14 protein-coding genes are annotated in these 13,446 nt (G+C 71.4%); 6 read left to right on the top strand and 8 right to left on the bottom strand.

Annotation, left to right across the window (positions count from 1 at the left end; translation table 11 throughout):
* Positions 1-40: 40 nt before the first annotated feature.
* Both ACQPXM_RS18605 and ACQPXM_RS18610 read right to left on the bottom strand, forming a co-directional pair.
* Entirely contained in the window at positions 41-538 is a 498-nt protein-coding gene (locus ACQPXM_RS18605; protein ID WP_432950253.1) for an HAD family acid phosphatase, read from the bottom strand.
* A gap of 14 nt (positions 539-552) precedes the next feature.
* Positions 553-1,116, bottom strand: a complete 564-nt coding sequence (locus ACQPXM_RS18610; protein ID WP_432950255.1) for a GNAT family N-acetyltransferase — start codon at positions 1,114-1,116, stop codon at positions 553-555.
* Positions 1,117-1,320: 204 nt separating this feature from the next.
* On the opposite strand from ACQPXM_RS18610, the gene ACQPXM_RS18615 reads away from it, so the two are divergent.
* Both ACQPXM_RS18615 and ACQPXM_RS18620 read left to right on the top strand, forming a co-directional pair.
* A complete protein-coding gene (locus tag ACQPXM_RS18615; protein WP_432950257.1) occupies positions 1,321-2,451 on the top strand; it encodes a metallophosphoesterase family protein in 1,131 nt (376 codons plus the stop codon).
* Positions 2,448-5,219 (top strand): AAA family ATPase, encoded by a 2,772-nt coding sequence (locus ACQPXM_RS18620; RefSeq protein WP_432950259.1) that lies wholly within the window; start codon positions 2,448-2,450, stop codon positions 5,217-5,219. Before ACQPXM_RS18615 ends, ACQPXM_RS18620 begins: the two co-directional genes overlap by 4 nt.
* 1 nt (position 5,220) lies before the next feature.
* Here the strand turns inward: ACQPXM_RS18620 and ACQPXM_RS18625 are convergent, their stop codons facing one another.
* The 4 genes from ACQPXM_RS18625 to fdhD form a co-directional block, all read right to left on the bottom strand.
* Positions 5,221-5,442 carry a hypothetical protein gene (locus ACQPXM_RS18625; RefSeq protein WP_432950261.1) on the bottom strand — a complete coding sequence of 74 codons (222 nt, stop codon included), beginning with the start codon at positions 5,440-5,442 and terminating at the stop codon, positions 5,221-5,223.
* A 20-nt stretch (positions 5,443-5,462) separates the two neighbouring features.
* Complete coding sequence (locus tag ACQPXM_RS18630; RefSeq protein WP_432950263.1) at positions 5,463-6,323, bottom strand: anti-sigma factor; 861 nt, start codon at positions 6,321-6,323, stop codon at positions 5,463-5,465.
* 5 nt (positions 6,324-6,328) lie between these two features.
* Positions 6,329-6,928: a sigma-70 family RNA polymerase sigma factor gene (locus tag ACQPXM_RS18635; protein ID WP_432950265.1), complete on the bottom strand. Its 600-nt coding sequence runs from the start codon at positions 6,926-6,928 to the stop codon at positions 6,329-6,331.
* 66 nt (positions 6,929-6,994) lie between these two features.
* Positions 6,995-7,822, bottom strand: a complete 828-nt coding sequence (fdhD, locus tag ACQPXM_RS18640; RefSeq protein WP_432950267.1) for a formate dehydrogenase accessory sulfurtransferase FdhD — start codon at positions 7,820-7,822, stop codon at positions 6,995-6,997.
* Between the two features lie 47 nt (positions 7,823-7,869).
* Between fdhD and ACQPXM_RS18645 the strand changes: the two genes are divergently transcribed.
* On the top strand, positions 7,870-8,295 hold the full coding sequence (locus tag ACQPXM_RS18645) for a peptide deformylase (RefSeq protein WP_432950269.1): 426 nt from the start codon (positions 7,870-7,872) through the stop codon (positions 8,293-8,295).
* On the opposite strand, the gene ACQPXM_RS18650 is transcribed toward ACQPXM_RS18645, so the two are convergent.
* The gene (locus tag ACQPXM_RS18650; RefSeq protein WP_432950271.1) at positions 8,292-9,284 is read right to left on the bottom strand and encodes a phosphotransferase family protein; all 993 of its coding nucleotides are present in this window, start codon (positions 9,282-9,284) and stop codon (positions 8,292-8,294) included. The two genes, ACQPXM_RS18645 and ACQPXM_RS18650, sit on opposite strands and share 4 nt — an antisense overlap.
* 75 nt (positions 9,285-9,359) lie before the next feature.
* Here ACQPXM_RS18650 and ACQPXM_RS18655 point away from each other — a divergent pair, with 75 nt between their 5' ends.
* A complete protein-coding gene (locus tag ACQPXM_RS18655; RefSeq protein WP_432950273.1) occupies positions 9,360-9,971 on the top strand; it encodes a trimeric intracellular cation channel family protein in 612 nt (203 codons plus the stop codon).
* 23 nt (positions 9,972-9,994) lie between these two features.
* Here ACQPXM_RS18655 and ACQPXM_RS18660 read toward each other — a convergent pair whose 3' ends face one another.
* Complete coding sequence (locus ACQPXM_RS18660) at positions 9,995-11,170, bottom strand: MFS transporter (RefSeq protein ID WP_432950275.1); 1,176 nt, start codon at positions 11,168-11,170, stop codon at positions 9,995-9,997.
* Between the two features lie 70 nt (positions 11,171-11,240).
* On the opposite strand from ACQPXM_RS18660, the gene ACQPXM_RS18665 reads away from it, so the two are divergent.
* Both ACQPXM_RS18665 and ACQPXM_RS18670 read left to right on the top strand, forming a co-directional pair.
* Entirely contained in the window at positions 11,241-12,386 is a 1,146-nt protein-coding gene (locus ACQPXM_RS18665) for a ferrochelatase (RefSeq protein WP_432950277.1), read from the top strand.
* On the top strand, positions 12,383-13,177 hold the full coding sequence (locus tag ACQPXM_RS18670) for an inositol monophosphatase family protein (protein ID WP_432950279.1): 795 nt from the start codon (positions 12,383-12,385) through the stop codon (positions 13,175-13,177). The genes ACQPXM_RS18665 and ACQPXM_RS18670 overlap by 4 nt, the downstream gene beginning before the upstream one ends.
* Positions 13,178-13,446 lie beyond the last annotated feature (269 nt).

Consider the following 13,446-nt stretch of genomic DNA (forward strand, 5'->3'; position numbering starts at 1 on the left):
CGCCGTTCTTCCCACCGGAGCCTGCTGGACAAGCAGGAACTCAGGTCCTGCCTTCCTTTTCCTGAGCCTCGAACAGGGTCGGCTGGGTCTCGGCGTCGAGTCCCCAGTCGGCCCTCATCGTCGGGTAGCCGGCCTTTTCGGCGGCCGCGCACACCTTCACGTCGTCGTCGACGAGGATCGCCACCGGCCGGTCCTGCTTGAGGCTGTCCAGCCGGTTCAGCTTCATCGTGGCCGACGGGCGGCGGTCGTTGTTGCGGCGCATGAACAACTGCCCATCCGGAAAGCCGTTGTCCTTCAGCCACTTCACGGTGTCGCGCCGCAGCCGCTCGGGCCGGCCGGTCAGGTAGACGATCTCGTGCCCCTCGGCCAGCTTGGTCGCGACGGCCAGCCCTTCGTCGAGAACCGCGTCTTCCTTGGCGTGCGCGAAGAACGAGTCCCAGTCCTTCGGCCGCTTCTGCAGGAAGTGGATCCGCTGGCTGGTGTCGGACAGCGTCGCGTCGATGTCCAGTACGGCGTACGGCGGCTTGTCGTCAGGCACGCAGCCAGTGTCCCCTACGCGTTGCCGAACGCCGTGGCTGACCAGGTGTGCCGGTCGACGGCGTACTCGACCTCGCCGTGCTCGGTCCCCGGCAGCGGGTCCTCGAAGGCGACGTGGAACACCCGCACGAACCGCAGCCCCGATTTCACCATCACCCGGCGGGACTTCGTGTTGACCGCCATCGTGTCCGCGACCACCCGCTCGGCCCCGAGGTCGGTGAACGCCTTCGCGATCAGCGCGCGCGTGCCTTCCGTCGCGTACCCGCGCCCCCAGACCTGCCGCCGCAGCCGGTACCCCACGTCCAGCGTCGCCGGAGCGGCCGTCGGCTGCAGCCCGAACCACCCGACGAACTCCCCGGTCGCTTTCTCATGCGCCGCGAACGTCCCCAGCCCCGGATGCCGCGCGTAGACCGCCAGCATGCCCGGCAGCACCTTGCGCTCGATCTCGTCCCGCGGCGTCGCCTGCCCGGTCAGGTACCGCATCACCTCGAGATCGGAGTCCAGCTCCACCAGCAGCTCGACGTCCCCGCTCGTGAACCGCCGCAGCACCAGCCGCTCGGTCTCCAGGTAGATCTCCACACCGCCGATCCTGACCGGTGACCGGCCATCGGGCCACCGGTTATCGGTCGGGACGCGGGCGGCGACGTACCGGCGTCCGACGGCGCGGAAAGTCGCTGAGGGGTCAAGGGGAGTCCGAATGGGTGTTCGGATGCCGGGCAGTCGCCGGCTTGGGGTGTGTTGGGTTGGGCGGTAGTCGGTGGGTCGGGTTAGCGTTCTCGCGCGATGGACGAATCGATCACGTTTCTGCACAGTTCGGACTGGCAGCTGGGGATGATGCGCCGGTTCCTGGGGCCGGACGGTCAGGCCCGGTGGGGTCAGGCGCGGCTGGATGCTGTCGCGCGGATCGGTGACGTCGCGGAGCGGACCGGAGCGCGGTTCCTGGTGGTCACCGGGGACGTGTTCGAGCACAACCAGGTCGAGCGGCAGACGATCCTGCGCGCGTGCGAGGCGCTGAAGCGGATTCCGGTGCCGGTGGTGCTGCTGCCGGGCAACCACGACGCGCTCGAACCGGGGTCACTGTGGACCTCGGCGCAGTGGACGGCGCACAAGCCCGACCACGTCACCGTGGTCACCGACACGACGCCGTTGGAGATCGTGCCGGGGGTCGAGATCGTGGGCGCGCCGTGGCGGTCGCGCCGGCCGGTGTCCGATCCGGCGGCTCCCGGGTACGCCGGGCTCGCGCCGGCCAAGGACGGCGTACGGCGGATCCTGCTCGCGCACGGGCAGCTGACCAGCCTGAGCGGCGGCATGTCCGACGTACCGACCATCGATCAGGCGGCGCTGGAAGCGGCTGTCGCGGACGGGCGGCTGCAGTACGTCGGCCTCGGCGACCGGCACTCGACGACCCAGGTGACCGAGCGGATCTGGTTCTCGGGGACGCAGGAGGTCACGGCTCCGGAGGAGAACGATCCGGGCAACGTGCTCGCCGTGACACTGGCCGGTGACTCGATCACCGTCGAGCCGCAGCGCGTCGGCGCGTGGCACATGGTCGAGCACCACGCGGAGCTGGACGGCGAGGAGTCGCTGCGGGCGCTGGAGGACTGGTTCGCCGAGCTGCCGGACAAGGAGCGGACGTATGTCCGGTTGGCCGCGGACGGGTCGCTGCCGCTGCCGCTGATGAGTCGGCTGGACCTGATGATCGACTCGCTGGGGGAGGTGTTCGCCAGCGTCGAGAGGTGGCCCAAGTTCTGGACCGTGCGGCCGGCGCCCGAGGCGGCCGACCTGGACGCGCTGCAGCTGAGTGGCCCGGCCCGGGCCGCGATGGAGGAGCTGCGGCAGGCCCTGGCCGGTGGAGACGAGTCGGCCGGCGCCGCGCTGACCCTGATGCACCGCCTGGCGCGGGACGCCGGATGAGGCTGCACAGCCTGACGCTGCGGAACTTCCGCGGCGTCGCGGACCGCACTGTTCAGCTGCCCGCGATCGGCACCACCGTCGTGGTCGGCGACAACGAGGTCGGCAAGTCCAGCCTGGTCGAGGCGTTCGCGCTGGTCTTCGACTACCCGGACGACTCCAAGTCCAAGCGGATCGCCGACGTGCAGCCGGTCGGTCACGACGTCGCGCCCGAGGTGACGGTCGAGCTGACCCTGGGCGGCCGCGAGCTGACCTACACCAAGCGCTGGCTGAAGAACCGCTCCACCGAGCTGTCCGTGGTCGAGCCGGACGGCCGCCGCCGGTCGTGGACCGGTCGCGAGGCGCACAACGAGGCCGAGCGCCTCTTCAACGAGAACGTCGACCCGGTGCTCTGGCAGACCCTCATGGTCACGCAGGGACAGTCGCTGACCCTGCCGACGCCGGCCGATGCCGAGCCGCTGATCACCGCTGTCACCGCCGAGTCCGGTACGCCGGTCGACGGCGCGTCGATGCCGCTGGTGTCGGCCGTCGAGCACGAGTACCTGCGCTACTGGACGCCGCGTGGCCGCCCGACCGGTGAGTTCGCCAAGTCGGCCCAGGCCGTGGCTGCCGCCGAGCTGCGGTCCGCGCAGGCCGCCAAGGCGATGGAGGAGGTCGTCGCCGACATCCGCCGGGCCGAGCGGCTCGCGCTCGACCTCGACGACCTGAGCACGCGGCTGGCCGAGCACCTCAAGTCGGTGGAAGAGTTGCGGGTCCGCAAGAAGGAGACCGACGAGATCCTGCTGCGGCGGGATTCGGTGCGGGCCCGGGCTGAGACGGCGCGGGCCCGGCTGGAGAACCACACCCGCACCCGGCTGGAGCGCGAGCGGCTGCTGGCCGAGGTCGAGCGGTTCACGCAGTCGGCCGCCGAACTGGCCGAGCTGAAGGCCGAGGCGGAGAAGGTCGCGAAGGCGTCGATGGAGACGCTGCACGCCGCCGAGGCCGCGCTCGCCGAAGTGGTCGAGCTGAAGGACGACCGGCGCAGCGACGTGCAGCACGCGGAGCAGCGCGTCTCGGAGCTGATGGACCGCGCCGAGCTGGACCGATTGACCGGGCAGCAGGCCGAGCTGGCCGACGTCCGGGCGCGGATCGCGGCGGCGTCGCGGGTGCTCGACGGGATCAAGGTCACCGACGCGCTGGTCGCCGAGCTCGAAGACGCCCGGGCGAAGGTCGTCGAGGCCCGCGCGGCGCTGGCGGCCGGCGTACCGGATGTGCTGGTACGGCGGGTCGGTGCCGAGGTGGTCTCGCTGTCGGGGACCGGGCTGGACGGCGGCGGGTCGGCCGTGCCGTCGGAGCTCGACGAAGGCGCCGAGGTATCGGTGCTGGTCTCGGGCGAGCTGCACGTCGGCGTACCGGGGCAGGTGGAGGTCACGGTCCGTGCAGGTGGCGAGGCGGCTTCGCTGCGGTCGCTGGTGGACGAGGCCGTACGGCGTGAGACGGACCTGCTGAAGCGGGCCAAGGTCCGCGACCTGCAGGCGGCGCGGGAGTTGCTCCGCAAGAGCGACACGGCGTCGGCGGAGCTGCAGGAGGCCCGGCGTACGGAGAGGTCGCTGACGGCCGGGGGAGATCCCGGCGAGCGGATCGCCTTGCTGTGCGCGCGGCTGGGCGTCACCGGCGAGGAGGAGCCGGAGGAAGAGGCTGCCGCGCCGAAGGGCAAGCAGCAGCCGGCGGTGGAGAACGTGCCGGGGCAGATGTCGTTGTTCGAGGAGTTCGCTGAGGACACCTTCGACTTCGAGGACCTGGTGGAGCCGCTGGCGCCGGACGACCTGGCTGGGGCTCAGCGGGCATTGGAGGAGGCGCGCAGCGAGCTGGCGACGGCGGAGCGGTTGCTGGCGGACGCGGAGTTCGCGGCGGCGCAGGCACGCAAGGCGGCCGACGAGGACCGGTCGGAGGCGCAGCAGGCGCGGGCCCGGGCGGAGCTGGCGGCCGAGCGCGTTGCCGCGGCGGCGGCCGAGCTGGAGGCGGCTCGGGCGGTGCTGGCCGACGAGGACGTCGAGGCGGCGGAGGAGAAGGCGACGGCCGAGGTCGAGGCTGTGCTGGACGAGCTCACCGCCGTACAGGAGCAGGTGGACGCTGCCGGCGCCGACCACGTGGAGGGCGAACTGACGGACGCGCTGGCCGTGGCCAACCGGCTGCAGGCCGAGCGGGACGCGCTGCGCGACTCACTCCGTACGACGGAAGGCCGGCTCGAGCAGTCGGGCCGCGACGGTCTCGCGACGCGGCAGGACGCGGCGGATCTGGAGTTGGCCGCCATCCGCGCCGAGCACGAGAACCTGCAGCGCCGGGCCGACGCGGCGCGGCGGGTGCACGAGACCCTCGGTCGGCACCGGGCTGCCGCACAGACGAAGTACTCGGAGCCCTTGCAGAGCAGGATCGAGGCGCTCGGCCGCAGCGTCTACGGCCCGACGTTCCGCGTCTGGCTCGACGACGACCTGGCCGTCGCCGAACGCGAGCTGGACGGCAACCGCCTGCGCGTCGAGGCGCTGTCCACCGGCGCCCAGGAGCAGCTGGCGATCATCACCCGCCTGGCCATCAGCCACCTGGTCAGCACCACCGAGAACAGCGTCCCGGTGATCTTCGACGACGCCCTCGGCTGGTCCGACAAGGCCCGCCTGCGCGACATGGGCGCCCTGCTCGGCCGCGCCGGCGACCACGGCCAGGTCATCATCCTCACCTGCATGCCCGACCGCTACGAATACGTGCCGAGGGCAACTTTCATCAAGCTCGACTGAATCAGAGGTCGCCGGGGGAGGCCTGGGGAGACTTGCGGTGGGTGGCGGCCTGTTGTTCCTGGTGGGTGGCGTGGGCGGTGGTGTGGTACGCCTCGTTGTACGCCGCCATGGCTGAGCTGAGGGGGGCGCCGGCTGTGCCGCGGCGGTGGGACCAGCGGGACAGGGCGGTGAAGAGTGTGATGGTAACCGCCAGCGCTGCGATGGCGATCAGGTACGGCAGCATGAGGGCCAGCGTACGGCGGCTCAGACCATCGGGACCAAGGCGGCGGGGGGCTGGGTGGGAGCGGGGACACCGGGGGTGTTCTCGACGGTGATGCCGAGGGCGACCTTGTCGGTGATACCACCCTGGATGAGCTTGGAGTCGTTGGGGGCGGCGATGCCGGCGGAGTGCATGACCTCGGAGCGGTCCTGCAGCCAGAGCTGGTACGTCTTGCCGTCAGGGAGCTTCGCCAGGCCGCGCAGGAGCACGATGGCTCGGTCCTGGCCGGCGGACATGACCACGGTCGCCTGGCCGCCACCGGCGACCTCCCCGCGGGCGGTCTTGGCGTCGGGCTGGGACAGCAGCGCGGCCAGCTCCTCGTTCTGCCGTTCGGCCCGCTGGTTGTCGCGGTACTGCTCGACGGCGATCCCGCCGGCCCCGGCGACCGCCAGCGCGGCGGCAGCGAGGCCGAAGAACGAGCGGCGGGTCCGGCGCTTGTCGCCCGAAGCGGGCGGCGCAACCGGAGTCGCGTCGCCCGGAGCGTGCGGTGCAACTCGTGTCGCGTCGCCCGAAGCGGGCGGCGCAATCGGAGTCGCGTCGCCCGAGGCGGGCGGCGGAGCCGGAGCTGCCCCTGAGCTCGGGGAAGTGTCCACCCCGGCCTCGCGCAGGATCGGCGGGAGTTGCCGGGTCATCGCGATCTCCGACAACACCCGCGCCTTGAGCGCAGGTGGCGGCGGCACCGCGACCGCCGTACTGAGCTTGGTGGCCGCCTCGCGCAGCTCCGCGACCTCCGCGGTGCACGACGGGCAGTCGGCGAGATGTGCCTCGAACCCGATCCGCTCGTCCTCGGGCAGTGCGTTCAGTACGTAGGGACCGGTCAGCATGTGCACGTCCGGTGTCGGCATGGCCCTCACCTCCCCGTCACACCCAGGCAGTCGCGCAGCCGGATCAGGCCGTCGCGCATCCGCGCCTTGATCGTCGCCAGCTTGGCGTCCAGCAGTTCGGCCACTTCGCGGTAGGAGTAGCCACCGTAGTAGGCCAGGGTCACCGACTCCCGCTGCAGTTCGGTCAGCGCGGACAGGCAGTGCCGGACCTGTTCGACCTCCAGATTCGTGGTGACCGCTTCCGCGACCTCGTCGTACGCCGTGGTGGAGCTGGCCGCCGCGACCGCCTGCTCCCGGTCGGTGGCCGATTGCTCCGAGCGGACCCGGTCGATCGCCCGCCGGTGCGCCATCGTCAGGATCCAGGACGTCGGGGAGCCGCGGTCGGCGTCGTACCGGGTGGCGGTGCGCCAGACCTCGACCATCACCTCCTGGGTGACTTCCTCGGACTGGGCCGGGTTGCGCAGCACCCGCCGGATCAGGCCGAACACCCGCGGCGCCATCTGGTCGTACAGCACCGCGAACGCGTCGGAGTCCCCGCGCGCCACCTGGGCCATCAGCTCGGCGGGCGTCGTGCCCCCGGGCCCGACCACCCGTGGCCACGGAAGGGCCATCGACTCCTCGCTCACGGACATCCTCTTCCCTCGCCGCATTCGGTCGGAGGAGATTCGGAGCAACCACCGCGGCGGATGGGTCTATCGGAGAATACGCTCCGGTGAGCTGTAGATCACACAGCGCTCGCCCCGGGTGAAGCCGGCCAGCGTGACGCCGAACCGGCGGGCGAGGTCGACGGCCAGGCTGGACGGCGCGCCGACGGCGACGATCATGCCGATGCCGGCCGCGACCGATTTCTGGACCAGCTCGTACCCGGCGCGGCCGCTGAGCGTGAGCACGAGGCCCTTGCGGCTGTGCTGGTTGAGCACGGTCCAGCCGATCACCTTGTCGACGGCGTTGTGCCGGCCGACGTCCTCCTTGACGATCACCTTGCGGCCGTCAGTGGTGAACAGCCCGGCCGCGTGCAGGCCGCCGGTCCGGCCGAAGGTGGGCTGGGCTTCGCGCAGCAGGTCCGGCAGGCGCAGTACGACGTCGAGCGGCGCCTCGACCGGGTCGACCGGTTCGTATTCGCGCTCGGCGAGTTCGTCGAGGCTCTGCTGGCCGCAGACCCCGCACGCGGCCGAGGTCACGCCGTACCGCTGCGGGGGTTCGCGGTCGGGTGGGCCGTCGAAGGTGACCGTGACGGTGTTGAACTGCTGCTCGCGGGTCAGCTTCACATCGGTGCAGTAGGCAACGGTCCGGATCGCGTCCGGCCGGGCGGCGAAGCCCTCGCCGAGGCAGAACCCGGCGGCCAGCTCGAAGTCGGAGCCCGGCGTGCGCATCGTCACGGTCAGCGGCTCGGCCGGCCGGCCCGGCCACTCCAGGCGCAGCTCGAGCGGCTCCTCGGTGACCACGACGTCCTCGCGGCGCGACGTCTTCTCGCCGTCCAGCACCTCGACCTTGTACCGCGTCACCGGCCCTTTGCCCATGGCGTCGATCCTATGCTGGCCACCCCACCACCACCTCCCGAGGAGCCATGAGCACAGCCAGCACCGTCAAGGACCGCGTCGACCCGGCGGAGGTGTCCGAAGAGATCGCGGAGGCGCGCGAGCGGTACCCGCTGGAGTTCCTCGCGGTGCTGAACCCGTCGTACGAGGCGCGCGGGCGAGTCCGGCGTGGCTTCTACGAGGGGTGCTTGAGCATGCCGGGCTACACCGGTGTGGTGAACCGCCCGCTCGAGCTCGACGCCACCTACATCGACCTCACCGGCTCGCGTCGCCGGCTCGCACTGTCCGGCTGGCAGGCGCGGATCTTCCAGCACGAGACCGACCACCTGGCCGGCACGGTGTACGTCGACAAGCTGGAGCCGCGCTCACTGGCGACGTCCACGAACTACACCAACCGCTGGGCAGATCCCGTCCCGACCAAGGCCGCCAAGGAGCTGGGCTTCCACCTCGACTAGCTGCTCCAGCCGCGGCGGAGGGCGAGCCAGTCGAGGAAGGTCCAGGCGTACAGGCGCTGGTGGCGGCGGAGCTCGGGGGTGCAGCCGGGCGGCGGCGGGGCGTCGAGGTTGTCCAGCATGTACGCCGCGATCAGTGCCGCGGCGCAGTCGAGGTGGTCGGCGGGAACGTCGGCGGTGAGCGGCGTACGGCGGATCGCGGCCTGGGTGTCGATGCCTTCGTACTGGGCGACCGGGAGCAGGCAGAGCCAGTCGAACCAGGCCGGGCCGACCGACAGCCAGTTCCAGTCGACGGTCCAGCACTGGCCGGTTTGGTCGATCAGGAGGTTGTCGGGGCGCAGGTCGCTGTGCATGGCTGTGTCGCCGGCCAGTGCTTCGGGGTAGAGCGCGATCAGGTCGGACAGTTCTGGGAGGGCGGTCGGGAGCCAGGGCTGGAAGCCGGGCGGGAGTGGGCGTTCGCCGGACCGGATCGCGGCTGGTAGATCGATCGGCCAGCCGCCGCCGGCGATGTCGTCGACGAGGACGTCGAGGTCGGGCAGTGGGGTCGGGGTGAGCGCTTGCGCCATCACCTCGCAGGCCGCGGTGACGGTCGCGAAGTCGTTCGTGGTCCACGGACTGCCCGGCATTCGGCCGTCGATCCGCTCGGACGCGACGGCGAACCACTTGATGCCGGAGTCAGCTGCACCTGCGGTCGCGACGATGGCGGGCACCTGGAGCGCCGACGGCAGCTGCGGCACGATCTCGGCCTCGCGCCGGTAGGCGCCGTACGCGTGCATCGTGTCCGGTGCGGCCTTCACGAAGATCTCGCGGCCGTCGGCCAGCCGGATCGGTGCCGCGAAGCCGCCGGTGAAACCCGAGCCGACCACCCGGCCGGCCTCGGCGATCTCGGTGCCGAGGGCAACAGCCAGCGCCTCGCGCAAGGCGCCGGGCAGAGTGCTCCACCCCGGCCGCGCGGAGGTGGCGCGGTAGTCGACAGCAGGCGGCCCGGACATGCCGCAGACCCTAGCGCCCTGACCACTCCGCGAGCCTCCGAATTCTCCGCGGACCCGGACGGCTACCGTGCGGGCGTGGACGGATCTGTGGTGCTGCACGTGCTGGATCTGGTGGGGATCTTCGTGTTCGGGATCACCGGGGCGCTGGTCGGCGTACGGAAGAAACTGGACGTGTTCGGGATCCTGGTGCTGGCTCTGGTGACCGGGCTGGGCGGCGGATTCCTCCGCGACGTACTGATCGGCGCGACACCGCCGGCCGCGCTGCAGGACTGGCGGTACCTCGTGGTCCCCGTGACGGCCGGATTGATCACCTTCTTCCTGCACCCCCGGATCGGCCGGGTGGAGCGCCTGGTGAACATCTTCGACGCCGCGGGCCTGGCGTTGTTCTGCGTGACCGGCGCGGTGAAGGCGATCGACTACGGCCTGTCGCCGTTGCCCGCGGCGCTGCTCGGCACGATCTCGGGCATCGGCGGCGGGGTCGTGCGCGACGTCCTGTCCGGCCGGGTGCCGGTCGTGCTGCGGTCGGAGATCTACGCGACGCCGGCGCTGCTCGGCGCGGGCATCGTCGTCGTGGCGGCGGCGCTCGACTACCACGAACTGTGGGTGCCGATCATGGGCGCGGTGATCTGCTTCGTGATCCGCCTGCTCGCGATCCGCCGCGGCTGGAACGCGCCGCTGCCACGGTAAGGCGTGGGATGGGGCGGCACGCCCTAGTTGTGCGCGAACCGCGTCTTCGGCCGGGCGAACGTGATCGAGATCGCGGCGACGCCCGCACAGAGCACGCCGATCGACACCGGCACCCAGTACGCCGACGAGGCGCCCCACAGGTCGACCGCGTGCCCGGCGGCCGCGTTGCCGGGCGCCACGCCGAGCAGGATCCCGGTCACCGTCCAGGTGATCGCCTCGGTCAGCCGCTGCGGCGGCACCCACTCCTCGACGCAGGCGGTGACGGCCACCATCGTCGGGGCGATCGTCAGACCCGCGCAGAACAGCACTCCGCCGAGCGCGATCGTGCTGCCGACCCAGGGCAGTGGCGCCAGCGAGATGGCGAGCAGGATCGTCCCGATCAGCAGCCGGCGCTCGACCGGAGCCCGCCAGTGCACCGAGCCGTACCAGAGCCCGGCCAGCAGTGACCCGAACGCCCAGACCGCCAGTACGACGCCCGACATCCCCGGCTGGCCCTGCTCGGCGGTGAACGCCACCGTGACGACCTCGGCGCTGCCGAGCGTCGCCCCGAGTCCCAGACCGATCAGGCTGAGCAGCATGAGCGACAGCCAGGGGAGTGGAGCCTGCTCGGCTCCATTGGCCTTGCCGCGACCGGGCGGGTCGGAGCGCCGCAGCAGCGCCAGCCAGATGCCGCCGCCCAGGCCGAGCACACCAGCGGTCGCCAGAGCGACGTACGGGCTGACCTGGGTGGCGAGTGCTGTGACGACCACCGGCCCGATGATGAAGACCACCTCGTCGCCGACCGCTTCCAGCGCGAACGCGGTCTGCAGCGCCCGGCCCCGGCCGAGCAGATGGGTCCAGCGGGCCCGGACGAACGAGCCGACCTGCGGACGGGTGCCACCGGCAACGAACGAGAGCAGGTAGAGCACGGCGGTCGGAGCGTCGGCCCGGACGGCGAGCAGCAGCCCGGCCAGTCCGATGGTGCACAGCACGCTGCCGACCAGCAGCAGGATCCGCTGGCCGAACCGGTCGACCAGCCGCCCCTGGATCGGCCCGGTGATCGCCCCGGCGACCACGGCGACGCCGGAGACCGCACCGGCCAGTCCGTACGAGCCGCTCTCCTGGGCGATCAGGATCACGATGCCCAGCCCGATCATCGAGATCGGCATACGCCCGAGGATCCCGGCGGCGCAGAACGCGGCGGCACCGGGACGGCGCATGAGGTGGACGTAGGGCATCAGCATGGGGGACCGTGCACACCGTATCCGGACGGCCTGACAAACTCGGTACATGCCCCACCCCGTGTCGCCTGATCCGGCCCGCACCGATCCCACCCCGTACGACGCCGTGCTGCTGCTGTCCTTCGGCGGCCCCGAGAAGCCCGCGGACGTGCTGCCGTTCCTGCAGAACGTCACCCGCGGCCGGGGGATCCCCGACGAGCGGCTCAAGGAGGTCGGCGAGCACTACTACGGCTTCGGCGGCAAGAGCCCGATCAACGACCAGAACCGGGCCCTGCTGGCCGCGCTGCAGGAGTCGTTCGCCGAGATCGGGCTGGACCTGCCGATCTACTGGGGCAACCGGAACTGGGCGCCGTACCTGACCGACACGCTGCGCGAGATGGCCGCCGACGGCGTGCGCCGGGCTGTGGTGATCGTCACCAGCGCCTACCCGTCGTACTCGGGCTGCCGGCAGTACCGGGAGAACCTGGCCGACGCGACGGCCGCGGTCGAGAACGCGCCGGTGATCGACAAGCTCCGGCACTACGCGAACCACCCGGGCTTCGTCGCGTCGTTCGTCGAGTCCACCACGGCCGCGTTGAGCGGGCTGCCGAAGGACGCGGCGATCGCCTACGTGACGCACTCCATCCCGACCGCGATGAACGCGACCAGCGGGCCGGACGGCAACGGGTACATCACCTGGCACCAGGACGTCGCCGCCGAGATCACCGCGGAGCTCGAACGGCGTACCGGGGTCACCCGGCGGACCGACCTGGTCTACTGCTCGCGGTCCGGGCCGCCGCAGGTCCCGTGGCTCGAGCCGGACGTCAACGACCACCTGGAGGAGCTGGCCGCGGCCGGTGTGCCCGGAGTGGCGGTGGTGCCGATCGGGTTCGTCAGCGACCACATGGAGGTCATCTACGACCTCGACACCGAGGCGGCGGCGACGGCGGACAAGCTGCACCTGCCGATGGCCCGGGCGGCGACGCCGGGGACGGACCGGCGGTTCGTGACGATGCTGCGCGACCTGGTGGTCGAGCGGGCCCAGGCCGAGCGCGGTGAGCAGCCGGAGCGGCCCTGTGTGGGCCGGCTGGGCCCGGGCTGGGACAACTGCCGCCCGGACTGCTGCCCAGCGCTGCGCCGGCCCGCTCAGGGCCGGCCGATGCAGACCCCCGAGCCCGATCAGCCCACGACCGCAGGACCGAAGGACATCGCATGAGCACCCCGCAGGAGCTGCTGAAGCTGGCCGTCACGGTCGCCACCGAGGCGGCCGAGCTGATCGTCGAGCGCCGCCGCGGCACGATCACCGTCGCCGACACCAAGAGCACGGCGACCGACATCGTCACCGCGGTCGACCGCGAGTCCGAGGAGCTGATCCGGGCCCGCGTGCTGGCCGCGCGGCCGGACGACTCCTTCCTGGGCGAGGAGGGCGACGACATCAACGGCACCAGCGGGGTCCGCTGGGTGGTCGACCCGATCGACGGCACGGTCAACTACCTCTACGACCTCCCGACGTACGCCGTCTCGATCGCGGTCGAGCAGGACGGCCGGACGGTCGCCGGCGTGGTCGTAGACGCGCCGAAGGGCGAGGTGTTCACCGCGACGCTCGGCGGCGGCGCGTTCCTGGACGGCAAGCCGATCCAGGTCTCGGACTGTACGTCGCTGGACCGGGCGCTGGTCGGGACCGGCTTCGGCTACGACCCGGACCGGCGCGTGGTGCAGGCCGAGGTGGTCCAGCAGTTGATCGCCAAGGTTCGCGACATCCGGCGGATCGGGGTCGGCGCGATCGACCTGTGCTACGTCGGCTGCGGCCGGCTGGACGCGGTCTACGAGCGCGGCCTGAATCCGTGGGACTACGGCGCCGGCGCGCTCGTGGCCGCGGAGGCGGGCGCCCGGATCGGCGGGCTGCACGGCGCGGAGGTTTCGCCGCAGATGTCGATCGCCGCCACGCCCGCGGTGTTCGATGCGTTACACGACGCACTCGCGGCCGCGGATCCGCTGCGCGCATAGGTTCTGCTCGTTTGTGCAGTCAAAGTGTTCGTACGTCGCGGTAACGCGCAATCAACTGTTCGGTCCTGACAATTTCTTCGACACGCGGGTCACAAGGTGGACCCTGACGCGCGCGAAGACCGGTTGATAGGGCACAATCCCTGCCTCGGGAGCGGAAGCGAGTCCGCTCCCAGCCTGTCTGTCAAGGGTTTCGGGGGACCGGAGGATTCCAGGCGGAATTTCTCGGGTGTGTTATCCGTTCCAGGGCTCAGCAGGCAACACCACGGGTA

This window comes from Kribbella sp. CA-253562, assembly GCF_050942265.1.
Lineage (GTDB): Bacteria > Actinomycetota > Actinomycetes > Propionibacteriales > Kribbellaceae > Kribbella.